Below are 12,348 nucleotides of genomic sequence, written 5' to 3'. Positions count from 1 at the left end.
CGTTAAACCTTTAAAAGTTCACTTTCTTTGCTTTTTACACCCTCATCAATTTTTGTTGTATAGGTGTCGGTAAGTTTTTGCACTTCATCATAAGCTTTTTTTGCTTCATCTTCGCTTATTGCCTTATCTTTTTCTAGTTTTTTAACTGCATCGTTGGCATCTTTGCGTATATTTCTTATAGAAACTTTTGCCTTTTCACCCATAGCTTTAGCTTGTTTTACGTTTTCTTCTCTTTGCTCTCTAGTCATCGGAGGGAAAAATAATTTTACACTTTCGCCGTCATTGTTTGGATTGACACCGATATTTGCAGCTGCAATAGCGCTTTCTATGGTTTTTAGTAAAGGTTTTTCCCAAGGAGTGATGCTAATAGTTGAAGCATCACTTGCTAAAACAGTTGCTACTTGATTTAAAGGAGTTTGAGTTCCATAATAATCCACTGTAATATGATCTAAAATATGGATATTAACTTTTCCAGTTCTTAAAGTGGTAAAGTCTTTTTTTAAGGCTTCTAAAGATTTTTCACTTTGGGTTTTTTGTTTGTTAAAAATTTCATTTAGCATTATCATTTCCTTTAATTATTTACTTGAATTAACATCGCTTGGAAGTTGTGGTGCACTTGGAGCGATAGAATTTGTGTTTGGGGTAGTAGGCACAATAGGAGCACTTGGAATAGTAGTGTTGTTGTTTTCTACTTTAATTTTCTCTGCTAGAGAGTCCTTGCTAGCTTTATTGTATAAATAACCAAGACCAATAGTATTTGCAATAAGTAAAATTCCCATGACAAAGGTAAATTTTGCCAAAAATCCAGCCGGTCCTTTGGCGCCAAATAAACTTTCATTGCTTCCACTATAAGCTCCAAGTCCTATACTTGAACTTTTTTGAAGTAAAACTGCTATACAAATAACTACAACGATGATAAATTGTAAAATGATTAAAAGAGTGATCATTGAAATTTCCTAAAAGTTAATTTTTAAATGATTATTTTAGCTAAATAAAACTTGAAAAGTTTTGAAACTTGAAAAGTTTTTGTGAGAAAAATCCCACAAAAACTTATCTGCTATTGAAGCTTCTTAAGATATTAAGTAAAGATACGAAAAGATTAACAAAATCAAGATAAAGTGCTACTGCACCTTCGATTGGAGTTTCATAATTTCCGCGGATAATATTTTGCGTATCATAAAGAATGTAAAATGAAAATAATATTGCAGCTACTGCTGAAATAGCTAGATTAACTATACTGCTTTGGAAGAAAAGGTTTAGTAAAGATGCTGCTACAATAACGATTAATACTATAAATAAAGCTTTACCCATAACAGTAAAATCTTTTTTTGTATTCATAGCAAATACACTAAGTCCTGCAAAAGCAACTGTTGTTAAAGCAAAAGCTTGAGCGATGATAATTCCTCCAGCTGGTAGAGCTAAAACTGAAATAAGTAAAGGTGTAAGCGTTAAACCTGAGCAGAAAGTAAAACCAAAAAGTAAAACAAGATTTAATGGAGCTTCTCTTTTTTTCCATTGCAAAGCAAATAAAAGTCCGATTTCAACAGCAAAAAGGATCCAAAAAGTTACTTGTGATTGTATAAAAAATGATGCTAAAGCAAAAATTCCTACATACGCACCTACTGTTGCAGCTAATAATGAAGCAGCAAAAAGTTGATAAGTTTGTTTAATAAAAATACTTAATTCGCTTGAGCGTGTATTTTCAAATTCTTTTGATCTTGAGTAGTCTCTATCATAAAGACTCATAAAATTCTCCTTGCAAAATTGTTAGATTTTTTAAAATCTTGAGCGAAATCTAACATATTAGACTAAATAAAAAGTTAATTTATATAATATCTTATGCTTAAATGAAATCTTTGCTGAAATTTTGTTATAATTTCAAGATTTTAGTTTCAGGTTGGTTTTATGGAAAATCTTATTAGCGGTGCGATTAAGTTTATGCAAGAAGACTTTAAGGAGCATGAAGAACTTTTTGAAAGTCTAAAAAATAAGCAAAATCCCCATACTCTTTTTATAGGTTGTTCTGATTCTAGAGTAATTCCAAATTTGATCACTAATACGGGTCCAGGTGAGCTTTTTGTAATACGAAATATTGCAAATATAGTTCCACCTTATCGCGTTGGAGAAGATTACTTGGCGACAACTTCAGCAATAGAGTATGCTTTAAATTCATTGCATATTAAAAATATCGTCGTTTGTGGCCATAGTAATTGTGGAGGTTGCAATGCTCTTTATTATTCTGATGAAGAGTTAAATAAAATTCCTAACGTGAAAAAATGGCTTACTATGTTAGATCCGATAAAAAAAGATGTGATGATTTTTGCAAGAGACGATTTGGCTATGCGTTCATGGCTTACAGAAAAATTAAATTTAGTAAATTCTTTGCAAAATATACTTACTTATCCAGGCGTGCAAGAAGCTTTAGATGAAGGAAAAATAGAAGTACATGCTTGGTATTATATTATAGAGACAGGTGAAATTTATGAGTATGATTTTAAAGCAAAAATTTTTACTTTAATACAGGATAGGAAAGTTCAATGAAAAAAATTATTTTTAGTTTATGTTTTTTTATTTTACACCTTGGAGCACAAGAATTTAAATTTATTGATGCGAATATTAGTAAAGAAGATGAAGGAATTTATGCTTTAGTTGAAAAATATGTTGATCTTAACAATCAAATTAAAGAATTTAAGAAAAACAATGATGAAAATTCAAGCACTTTTAATGGTATTTTAAGTGAATTTGAAAAAGACAAAAAGACTATTTTAGCAAAAATACCCGATATGATAGTAGGACAAAAGATTAATGAAGAGGCAGTGGCTAGATTTTTAAAAGCAAAAGAAAAATTACTAGATGTTCAAAAAAAGAATATTAATAAGCCTTACATTTATACAGATGCCACTCTTAATCTAGTTTATTTTAACATTGTGGAAAGTTTTTATTCTTCTTTGTTTGAAGTGGAAAAACTTTTTAAAAATACAGCAAGCAGTGAAGATTTGATTGCTACTGTTGATAAGGCAATGGAAAATTTACAAAATTCTTCTAATGTTAATTTAGATAGTTTTAAAAGCAAAATTACAAATCCAGAAGAATTAGAAAAAATTACCCTAAAAGAAAGATATATCAGTAATGCCGTAGATTCTTATTCTGAAATTCTTAAGTATTTACGTTCAAATGCAGATTTGCTTGAAAGTAATTATATTTTTTCATTACTCGAGCTTCAAGTTTGGATAGATCGTATAAATGAGGCAATTGGGGTAAGTTTTGTTAATATCGGAAAAATAGTAATTTCTGCTTTGGTTTTAGTATTTTTTATATCTTTAAGACGTTTTTTTGCAAATATAGTATATTTTTTCCTTGTTCAGCTTTTTTATAGAAATAAAAATGATGTAGATGATATTAAAGTCATTTTTATTGAGAATATTAAAAAACCCGTAGGTTTCTTGTTGATTGTCTATGCTATTTCTCTTTGTCTTACTATAGCAACTTATCCTGCACCTTTGAGTGTAAATTTAAGTAATTTTTTTCATATAGTTTATGCAGTTTTAATTGCATGGCTTATTTTAAGAATGCTTGATGGTTATGGCGTGGTATTGGTTTCTAAACTTGCTCAAAAAAGTGGAAAAAAAGAAGTTGTAAATTTAATTATTAAAATTTTATATTTTGTCATTATTATCATAGCTTTATTATATATTCTTGCTCAACTTGGTTTTAATATTTCGGCTATTATTGCATCTTTGGGAATTGGTGGTTTAGCTGTTGCTTTAGCGGCGAAAGATATCATTGCAAATTTCTTTGCTTCTATACTCTTACTTTTTGATAATAGCTTTAATCAAGGAGATTGGGTAGAGGTTTCAGGCATAGAAGGAACTGTGGTTGAAACAGGACTTAGAAAAACTACTATTAGAACTTTTGATAATTGTCTTGTATTTTTACCAAATTCAACTATTATGGGAGCTAATATCAAAAATTGGAGCAAAAGACGCATGGGTCGCCATGTTAGAATGTATTTGGGTGTTGGTTATGATGCTACTCCTGAAAAACTAGAACAATGTGTAAAAGATCTAAGAGAATTTTTGCATACAAGTGATTTAGTAGCTCACGATGAGGATAGCGCATTAAAATATGGCGATCATACAACAAAATATCGTCAAAATCTTGTATCTATTAATGATTTAGAAGGCTATAAAAATGCTTGTTATGTGGCTTTAAGTGAATTTGCAGATAGTAGTATTAATATAGAGCTTTATTTTTATATCAAAGAAATAGGTGGAAAAGATTTTAGAGAAGCTAGACAAAGTTTAATGCTTGAGTTTATGCGTATAATTGAAAAAAATGGTTTAACCTTTGCTTTCCCAAGTCGTAGTATTTATATAGAAAATTTACCACCCCTTGATTTGCAAGCAAAAGCTATAAAATAGCAAGATTTTATCTTGCTATTTTTTAAACCGGCATAACGCGTATATTTGGACTTAATTCTTCTTGTAAAATTGTTTCAATAGCATAAAGTGTTGCACCACTTCCACTAGAACAACCACTACAAGCACCAAGATAACGAATATAAACATCAATTGCTGCACCTTCAGCCTTTTGTATATCAATCACTTCCAAATCTCCGCCATCATTATGAAGCATAGGGCGAATTTCAGCATCTAAAACACTTTCAACTGCTTTTAATTGTCCCACTACGGTCATTTCATCAAAAGCTACATCACTTTTCATTGTATTTTTGAGTTTTTCTCTATCTATTTCAGCTCTAGTTTCAGCTAAAATATCTACAAGGTAATAATCTCTTTTTTCATGTCCGCCTGGTTTGATACAGGATTTACAAAAAGCACCCGCTTTAGTGTATTGTGTGATTTCTTCTACGCTATGCAAATCATTAAGTTTAATCACTTCTTTAATAGTTCCAAGACTTACCCTAGCGCATTCGCAAACTATAATTTGATCTTCAAAATCTTCAGGACTTATACCTTTATAATGCGCTGCTGCTTGTTTGATTACATCATAAGCCATAACCGAACAGTGCATTTTTTGAGGTGGAACAGCTGGAGTTTCTGGATTATCACGCATAGCAAATTCCACATCTAAATTTGTGATTTTTACTGCTTCATCTACAGTTTTTCCTATACAAAGATCCACCATAGTATCACTACTTGCTATAGCTGTACCACAACCAAAACTTTTAAATTTTGCATCGATAATTTTATCAGTTTTTTCATCTACAAGCCAAAAAAGTCTTACTGCATCGCCACAACTTTCTGCACCAAAATCAGCTACGATCAATTTTGCATTGCGTGCTTTAGCATCTTCTTCACTAAATTCTCCCATATGTTGAGGATTATTCATTCTATCTTGAACTTTTTGTGAATACTCATCCCAAATGGATCCACCAATTAAACTATTTTTTCCCATTTTTCATCCTTATTTGTAATTATTTGGATTATAAGCATAAGTACAAGAAATTGCTCTTAATCTCTGTGTTGCATTTTTAATTTGTTTTGCTGCATAATCAATTTCTTCTTCAGTGTTAAAACGTGACAAAGAAAGCCTTAAAGCTGTATGCGCTAAATCATGCTCCGCACCGATAGCTTCCATAATAGGATTGCTTTCTAAAGCTTCACTTGCACAGGCTGAGCCCGTACTTGCAGCTATACCATTTTTATTTAAATCCCAAAGCATTGCTTCGCCTTCAACACCTTTAATACTTGCTAAGATTGTATTAGGCACACGGTGTTCCCTTTTTCCAACCACTGTTGTATCGGGCAAGGCCAAAATTTGATCTTCTAGTTTATCTCTTAAACGGCGTATATGAGAATCTTCAAAATCAAGCATAGTATTTGCAATACGCAAAGCCTCGCCCATAGCCACTATGTAAGGCACATTTAAAGTTCCGCTTCTACGACCACCCATGTGTTCTCCACCGTGTAAAAGTGGAGTAAGTTTAAGTCCTTTTTTTATAAAAAGTCCACCCACACCCTTTGGTCCATGAAATTTATGTGCCGAAAATGAAGCAAAATCAACTCCTACTTGAGTTAAATTAACCTTTATTTTACCTACTGCTTGAGTAGCATCTGTATGAAAAAGAGCACCAAATTCATGCGCAAGTTCTGCCATCGCTTTAATATCAAAAATCATACCTGTTTCATTATTTGCCCACATAACACTTACAAGTGCTGTTTTATCGCTAATCACTTTACGCAAATCTTCTACAGTAGAAACCCCTTCTTCGTTTACAGGAAGTTCTATAACTTTTACTCCAAGACTTTTTAAAAAATAAGCAGCAGCAGTAACAGCAGGGTGTTCTACACTAGAAATAATCACTTCATTGCGTTCTTTATCTAAAATATGATCAAAATACACACCCTTAAGCACCCAGTTAATGCTTTCTGTCGCACAGGAGGTTACAACTATGTCATCTAGGTCATTTGCTCCAAGTCCTGCATAAAGTTTATCCAAAGCTTCTCTTAAGGCAGGATGTGTTGCGCTACCATATTGATGAAGGCTATTTGGATTTCCATACATATCCTTTAAAAAAGGTAGCATCAACTCATAAGCATTAGGATCAAGCATTGTCGTTGCGTTGTTATCTAAATATACTTTCACTTTAAAATCCTTAATTTATCCTTAATTTTAATTAGGATATTTTTTATCTTTATTTAAAAACGGATAATAACAAAAATTTATAAAAATTAGGTTAAAAATTATAACAAAAATAAAATGCTAAAGTAAAATTTTAAAGTGAAATATTTTGTGAATTTTATATAGCAAAAATGAGAAATACTATTTCTTAAATTTTTCTTCGTAATACTTTACTATTTTTGAATCTTCTTTGGCTGTATGTTTAAAGATAAAATCTTGAACAACGAGATTTAATTTTTCGGTCATTATATTTACAAATTTAGCTTCACTGATGATAATTTCTTCAATTTCTAAGATAATTTTTCTGTGAATTCTTGTATGATGGTTGATATAAGGATATTCTATTTCTCTCATAAAGGCTTCTTCATCTGAAAAATGTCTATTGATCATTATTAACAACTCTCTTAAGACAATTTTTAATTCTTTTGTTCCAACATGACGTTGGTTCATTAAAGAGAGTTTTTTAGAAATTTCAAAAAGTTCTTTATGTTGATGATCTAAAAGATCATTATTCATTGAAATAATTTTTTCATTATAAGTCATGGTTTTGAGTACTTTTATATTTATATTTTTTGAGAGCGGATTATAATGCTATAATACTTAAAATTTTATTAATTAATTATATAAAAATTATTATTATTAAAGTATTTATAATTTATATATTTTTTAAAAAATTATTTTAAACCATTACAGACATATAAGAATTTAGAATTTTATTTATATTTGCTTGTTTTTGACGACGATCTAAAAAATTTTCTATAGAGCTAGAACGTAGTTGATTTGCTTCTTCTAATCTTTGCGTATCTTGGCTTTGGTTTTGATATTGTTTTTTAAGAGCATCAAAATCATTGCGATTTTGATCGATATAAATTTGAAATATTGAACTTGAATTTGCAAATTCTCTTAAATCCATATCTTTTTGGTAGTTAATATATTGTTGAAAAAATACAGATAGTTTGTCTTGAGTGCTTGTTTTTTTATCTACGCCATTAATATAAAGATAAAGATCAAAACTCATCTTTTTTTCATTTTCTTTTTTGATGTAATCTTCTATATCTGTTTCGCCCTTGAGAATTTTTTGTAAATTTTGATGAGAGCTTAGTTCTAAAGTGGCAGGTTTCATAAAAAAGTTAAATTCTTTTTCGTTTTGAGTTTTTATATCATGGTAGATAAAATTCATTAAAAGACCAGATTTTGATACTTCTGCATTTTTAGTTAAATAAGGTTTTAAAATTTCATTAGAAGAAGTGTTTTCTATGGCTTTATCAAAATGAAAATTAGTTATTTTATTATCTAACATTAAAGTATTTAAATTTGTGATATTGCTTAATGCCAAATCAATTTCTTCTTGATTGTTGTAAATTCTTGAAATTTGGCCTAAAAATTCTCCATTATCTGTTGAAAAACCTGATGATAGTTTTGAAATAAGATCGCGACTTAAATAAGCATTATCATCTTGTAAAAATTCTGAATTTATAGATTTTAATGAACTATGATAGCTATTTAAAAGATAAGGTAGATCAATTTTATTGTAGTTTAAATTTTCGTCTTGTTTTGCGAGTTCTTTTGCTATGCTTCTAACACTTTTAATGTTGATATCATAAGATTCTGGTATATTTGCAATTTTATTTAAATCTTTATCAAAAAAACCTTCTTCATTGATTCTAAATCCAAATTCACTAGCATAAGTGGTATTATTAAAAATATAACTTAATTGTTCTAAGCTATTTTCATTTCCTTCTTGATCCAAAGCTTTACTATCTTTAATCAAATTTAGAGCAGAGCTATTCTGCAAAGGATTAGATAAGGTTAAATTTTGATATGGATTTGCCGAATTTATAGTCATTTTAAATCTTTCCAAAATATTGCTGATTTTTTATAAGCAAAAGGTGTGCCAAGTTTTTTAAAAATTAAATTCAGTCAAAAATTAGAAAAAATTTGATAGTATTTAGCTTTTCTTTTAATTTGAAAAATAAAAATTTATCTAAATAAGGAAAGCGTATGCCAAAGATGAAAAGCGTTAAAAGCGCAGTTAAACGCTTCAAAGTAGGTAAAAATAAAATCAAAAGAGGCTCAGCTTTTAGAAGTCATATTTTGACTAAAAAACCTGCAAAAAGAATGCGTGGTCTTCGCACAGCTAAATATGTGCATAGCACAAATGTAAAAGCTGTTGAAAAAATGCTAGGAATTTAAGTTTTTGACTAAAAGTCATTCAAACTCCCCTCTGAGATAAAATTTCAAGGGTAAGCTCCAAATTTGGACGCCACTTTATGAAAGGAAATAAAAATGGCAAGAGTAAAAACAGGTGTTGTTAGACGCCGCAGACATAAAAAAGTTTTAAAATTAGCGCGTGGTTTTTATAGTGGACGCCGCAAACATTTTAGAAAAGCAAAAGAACAATTAGAAAGAAGTCTAGTCTATGCTTATCGTGATAGACGCCGCAAAAAAAGAGACTTCCGTCGTCTTTGGATTGTGCGTATCAATGCTGCTTGCAGACTCAATGATTTAAGTTATTCAAGATTTATCAATGGTCTTAAAAAAGCAGGCATTGAACTTGATAGAAAAATTCTAGCAGATTTAGCTATGAATGATGCTGCTGCTTTTGCAAAAATTGCAGAGGCTGCAAAAAAAGCACTTTGATTTTTTAGTATAAGAATTTCAAGATTTTTGATTCTTGAAATTCTTAATTTTTTCAGTATTGATTTAATTTAGCTAGAACATCTTCATAACATTTGAGTTGATTTACATTTTTTTCAAAATCTTCGCTGACATTGCTTCTTTGTTCCAATTTATCTGAAATTTCTTTACCTGAATTTATAAGATTTGAAATGATTTTGGAAAATTCATTAGTTTTATCTCTTATAAAATTCATTTCTTGAGTACTAGAATTGGAACTTTTTGCAATGGATTGTATGGTCTGAATAACTAATTTGATAGCTCCTTCCATTTCACCTAGACCCATTTGGGTATTTTCTGAAAGTTTTCTAACTTCATCAGCTACAACTGCAAATCCACGACCAAGTTTTCCAGCTCTAGCAGCTTCTATACCTGCATTTAAAGATAAAAGGATAGTTTGTTCAGCAATCCCTGAAATAAGATCTAAAATACTATTTAATTGATCTATATTTTTCAAAGAGGATTGTACTTCTTTTTCTAAATTCATTTTTTCTTCGCTTTGGTAAAGGTTGTATTCTAGGTAGTTAGTGAAATTGGTAAAACTTTCACTAATAGTTGTAAGACTTCTTCTTATATTTTCAAGTTCTTCAAAAATTTCTTTAAATATACTTGTATTTTTATCAATTTCTGATGTATTTTGTTTGAGTTGATTTAAGATTATTTTATTAATCTCATTTGTCATTTCTAGTTTTTGAGCTCTTATATTAAGATAATAGTATTTAAAATCGCTGTATTTTTGTATGAAAGTTTTTAAATATCTAGGTTTGAAATCATTAAAATTTTCAACTTCATAAAAAAATATTGCCACTAAACTTTTTGCAATTCCCACTCCATAAATTTCTCCAAAACTAGAAAAACCAACTATAGGAAAATCATTAAAATGGATTTGATTTAAATGTTCTTTGTTGTGAAGCCTTCTTAAGATACAATCGTTAAAAATTGCTCCTAGTGGTTTTGGTTTATTAAGAGAAAATTTTTCATAATCTTTTTTTATAGCTTCAATAAAATTTGTTTTTTTAAGCAAGCTTAATTCCTGAGCGCTTTCTATATCACAATAACTAAATAATGTTTTATTTGGGTTGATTTCCATAGGGGAAATAAGATAGTCTTCTCCAATTTTTAAAGCAAAAGTATATTCTTGCATTTTATTTTTAAGTTCTTCAAAAGTGCAGTTAAAATAATTACATAAAGCTTCAACCGGAAAGGTTTTTTATTAATCAATTCGCGTACGGTTTTATCATATAAGCTTACATCAAGTATGGTAAAGGTGATATTGCTTTGAGGATTAAAATTTTGAGACTTCATTAAATTAAAACGGTATTTAGGTTTAAATTGAACATGTATGCTTAAAGCTTGATTTTTTAATATTTCTCCATTATAAAATATAAATGCTCCGCTAAAGTCCATGTTTCCGCTAGACCCACCCCCTACTAAAGCACAAGGATAGGGGTTGTGTTTGTACAAAAGTTCTAAAAGAGAACTTTCGCTTTGACTTAAACCATCATAAATTAAATAATACAAAGTATTTATGCAGTGTGCTTCAAAAGGTATATTTATAAATAAAACTTCTTTTTCTATCAGTTTTTTTCTTTCTGTATAATCTTTTATATCACTAAAAAGCTTGATTTTATTTGTGCAAAGATTTTCTATCATATCTTCACTAAAAAGTATCAAGCTTATTCCTTGGATATTTTGTTTATAAGGACTGTTTTCAATGTTTGAGTTAGAATCAAGGTTGCATAATAAATCAGTAGCACTGCTTAAGATGATATCACATTGCTCATTTATAGAATTTTGAATCTTATTTCCTATGATCGCTAGATTAAGTTGATTGACACAAAGCCTATAATTAATTTTGGCTTGATGTTTATTTTTTTTAATTTTTCTTCAAGTTCATTTTATTGAAGATATAGAGCTTCTAAAACTTTTTTACTTCTTCTTTTTTTGTTGAGCTTTTATTTTTAAAATTAAAAAAACATCAATTTTACTCCATTAAAACTATTTTTTAATTACTAGTTAACTAAATCAAGACACCATAAATTCGACATTTATTTGTAATTTTTATTATACCTTAAGTCATAAAAAATGCAATAAGTAAATTAAAATTTAGATATAATTGCAAATTATAATAATATTAATTAAGGATAAATTAAATATGATTGGAGATATGAATGAGCTTTTATTAAAAAGCGTTGAAGTATTGCCACCTTTACCTGATACTGTAAGTAAGTTAAGAAAATATGTGAGCGAGGCTAATTCAAATATAGAAACTATGAAAGTTGCTGAAATCATTTCAAGCGATCCGTTGATGACGGCTAAGCTTTTGCAATTAGCAAATTCTCCTTATTATGGTTTTACAAGAGAAATTACAACCATAAATCAAGTGATTACTTTATTAGGCGTTGGTAATATCATCAATATAGTTATGGCTGACTCCATTAGAGATAATTTTAAAATAGACGTTTCACCTTATGGTTTAAATACTCAAAATTTTTTAAAAACGTGCAATGAAGAGGCAACTTTTATCGCAAATTGGCTTAATGATGAAGATAAAAAACTTTCTCATCTTTTAGTTCCTTGTGCAATGCTTTTAAGGCTTGGTATTGTTATTTTTTCAAATTTTCTTATACAAAATCATAAGGATAAGGATTTTTTAGCTTTTTTAAATAAAAATGAAAATCTTGCTTTAGCGGAGAATGAATTTTTAGGCGTAGATCATATTTCTTTCTTGGGATTTTTGTTACATCGTTGGAATTTTGATGATGTTTTGATTGAAAGTATATGTTTTGTTCGCACTCCTCATGCTGCTCGCGAAAAAGTGAAAAAATCCGCTTATGCTTTAGCAATAACAGATCATCTTTTTGCTCCGCATGATGGTTCTTCTCCATTTAACGCAAAAGCTGCAGTTGCTTTACTTAAAGAGGCAAAAACTCAAGGAATTAATTTTGATTTAAACAATCTTTTATCTAAGCTTCCTAACAAAGCTAAGGAAAATTTAAACAAAGAAGATTAAAGAGCCTTTTTAAGGCT

14 protein-coding genes are annotated in these 12,348 nt (G+C 29.4%); 5 read left to right on the top strand and 9 right to left on the bottom strand.

The window, feature by feature from the left end:
• Window positions 1-2: 2 nt before the first annotated feature.
• From frr to FBF02_RS00845, 3 genes are all read right to left on the bottom strand, one after another.
• Window positions 3-566 carry a ribosome recycling factor gene (gene frr, locus FBF02_RS00855; RefSeq protein ID WP_002864198.1) on the bottom strand — a complete coding sequence of 188 codons (564 nt, stop codon included), beginning with the start codon at window positions 564-566 and terminating at the stop codon, window positions 3-5.
• A 9-nt stretch (window positions 567-575) separates the two neighbouring features.
• Complete coding sequence (secG, locus tag FBF02_RS00850) at window positions 576-947, bottom strand: preprotein translocase subunit SecG (RefSeq protein ID WP_002851915.1); 372 nt, start codon at window positions 945-947, stop codon at window positions 576-578.
• A 103-nt stretch (window positions 948-1,050) separates the two neighbouring features.
• Window positions 1,051-1,746 (bottom strand): Bax inhibitor-1/YccA family protein, encoded by a 696-nt coding sequence (locus tag FBF02_RS00845; RefSeq protein WP_002851668.1) that lies wholly within the window; start codon window positions 1,744-1,746, stop codon window positions 1,051-1,053.
• Window positions 1,747-1,905: 159 nt separating this feature from the next.
• On the opposite strand from FBF02_RS00845, the gene FBF02_RS00840 reads away from it, so the two are divergent.
• On the top strand, window positions 1,906-2,541 hold the full coding sequence (locus tag FBF02_RS00840; protein ID WP_002851887.1) for a carbonic anhydrase: 636 nt from the start codon (window positions 1,906-1,908) through the stop codon (window positions 2,539-2,541).
• Window positions 2,538-4,421, top strand: coding sequence for a mechanosensitive ion channel family protein (locus tag FBF02_RS00835; protein WP_002858655.1), 1,884 nt, complete (start codon window positions 2,538-2,540; stop codon window positions 4,419-4,421). Before FBF02_RS00840 ends, FBF02_RS00835 begins: the two co-directional genes overlap by 4 nt.
• A 22-nt stretch (window positions 4,422-4,443) precedes the next feature.
• On the opposite strand, the gene FBF02_RS00830 is transcribed toward FBF02_RS00835, so the two are convergent.
• The 4 genes from FBF02_RS00830 to FBF02_RS00815 form a co-directional block, all read right to left on the bottom strand.
• Window positions 4,444-5,415: an iron-sulfur cluster assembly scaffold protein NifU gene (locus FBF02_RS00830; protein WP_002840050.1), complete on the bottom strand. Its 972-nt coding sequence runs from the start codon at window positions 5,413-5,415 to the stop codon at window positions 4,444-4,446.
• 9 nt (window positions 5,416-5,424) lie between these two features.
• Window positions 5,425-6,606, bottom strand: a complete 1,182-nt coding sequence (locus FBF02_RS00825; RefSeq protein WP_002858709.1) for a NifS family cysteine desulfurase — start codon at window positions 6,604-6,606, stop codon at window positions 5,425-5,427.
• A 177-nt stretch (window positions 6,607-6,783) separates the two neighbouring features.
• The gene (locus FBF02_RS00820; RefSeq protein WP_002851900.1) at window positions 6,784-7,185 is read right to left on the bottom strand and encodes a bacteriohemerythrin; all 402 of its coding nucleotides are present in this window, start codon (window positions 7,183-7,185) and stop codon (window positions 6,784-6,786) included.
• A gap of 136 nt (window positions 7,186-7,321) precedes the next feature.
• Entirely contained in the window at window positions 7,322-8,488 is a 1,167-nt protein-coding gene (locus tag FBF02_RS00815) for a hypothetical protein (protein WP_002852016.1), read from the bottom strand.
• Window positions 8,489-8,643: 155 nt separating this feature from the next.
• Between FBF02_RS00815 and rpmI the strand changes: the two genes are divergently transcribed.
• Both rpmI and rplT read left to right on the top strand, forming a co-directional pair.
• Window positions 8,644-8,835 (top strand): 50S ribosomal protein L35, encoded by a 192-nt coding sequence (gene rpmI / locus FBF02_RS00810; protein ID WP_002851822.1) that lies wholly within the window; start codon window positions 8,644-8,646, stop codon window positions 8,833-8,835.
• A 93-nt stretch (window positions 8,836-8,928) separates the two neighbouring features.
• On the top strand, window positions 8,929-9,282 hold the full coding sequence (gene rplT, locus FBF02_RS00805; protein WP_002851731.1) for a 50S ribosomal protein L20: 354 nt from the start codon (window positions 8,929-8,931) through the stop codon (window positions 9,280-9,282).
• Window positions 9,283-9,334: 52 nt separating this feature from the next.
• Here rplT and FBF02_RS00800 read toward each other — a convergent pair whose 3' ends face one another.
• Both FBF02_RS00800 and FBF02_RS00790 read right to left on the bottom strand, forming a co-directional pair.
• Complete coding sequence (locus tag FBF02_RS00800) at window positions 9,335-10,462, bottom strand: methyl-accepting chemotaxis protein (protein WP_002858658.1); 1,128 nt, start codon at window positions 10,460-10,462, stop codon at window positions 9,335-9,337.
• Window positions 10,438-10,992: an FIST N-terminal domain-containing protein gene (locus tag FBF02_RS00790; protein ID WP_002851848.1), complete on the bottom strand. Its 555-nt coding sequence runs from the start codon at window positions 10,990-10,992 to the stop codon at window positions 10,438-10,440. Before FBF02_RS00790 ends, FBF02_RS00800 begins: the two co-directional genes overlap by 25 nt.
• 481 nt (window positions 10,993-11,473) lie before the next feature.
• Here FBF02_RS00790 and cheP point away from each other — a divergent pair, with 481 nt between their 5' ends.
• Window positions 11,474-12,331 (top strand): cheVAW transcriptional regulator CheP, encoded by an 858-nt coding sequence (gene cheP / locus FBF02_RS00785; protein WP_002851703.1) that lies wholly within the window; start codon window positions 11,474-11,476, stop codon window positions 12,329-12,331.
• Window positions 12,332-12,348 lie beyond the last annotated feature (17 nt).

Source organism: Campylobacter sp. CFSAN093226, from assembly GCF_012897595.1.
Lineage (GTDB): Bacteria > Campylobacterota > Campylobacteria > Campylobacterales > Campylobacteraceae > Campylobacter_D > Campylobacter_D jejuni.
Note: the sequence above shows the minus strand (reverse complement) of the source record. Positions and strands in the feature narration are given on the sequence as shown.